The 652-nt window shown below is 39.7% G+C and carries 1 protein-coding gene; it reads right to left on the bottom strand.

Translation table 11 applies throughout. From position 1 onward, the window contains the following. Positions 1 to 652, bottom strand: a 652-nt coding sequence (locus ACOMCU_RS28200; RefSeq protein WP_421052314.1) for a transposase, incomplete at both ends; no start/stop codon positions are given.

Here is a 652-nt window from a genome sequence, read left to right as displayed (position 1 = left end):
CCTTTAGCCATAAGCATGGCGCACACCATAAAATATAAAATCTTCCGTAAATGTTTATTTCCTCGTTTATTAATCCGGTCTCGATATTGCGTATTCCCAGACTGGTACCGCATAATATCAATGCCTGTGTAAGCGTTCAGTTGTTTCGCATTTTGAAAGCGGCGGATGTCACCAATCTCTCCAATTAATCGGCACGCCGTTGAATCGCCAATCCCAGGAATCGAACGAAATACTAGATATTCTTTCCGTCCTTCCGACAATTCCACCATCTGTTTCACAAGCGTATCTTTCTTCTCTAGTAAATCCGCAACGCGAGCTGCGTAATCTCGTGCTTGATCACAACGAATATCTGTAGGTTTAATCGCTGGGTAACTATTTTCAGCTGCTTCTAATAATGTAATAGCTTTAGCCTCCGCACGCATTAGCGATAGTTTTTTTCGCGTATTGACCTTTAAACGATTTTTAATAATCGTTTTTGAATGGGCCTGTAAAAGTGCGGGATGCGGATATAGTTGTACAATATTTAAAAATAGTGCTGAACTCGGTGTAATCAGCTTTTCTAATTCTGGAAAACTCAGCTGTAAAATGGCATGCATTCTACTTTTGAGTAAAATGATTTCTTCGTCAATTTCATCGTAATAACGAGTCAGTG

It is taken from the genome of Lysinibacillus sp. UGB7 (genome assembly GCF_049058285.1).
Lineage (GTDB): Bacteria > Bacillota > Bacilli > Bacillales_A > Planococcaceae > Lysinibacillus > Lysinibacillus sphaericus_B.
The sequence above is the reverse complement of the archived record's forward strand: the minus strand, read 5'-3'. Positions and strand labels throughout refer to the sequence as shown.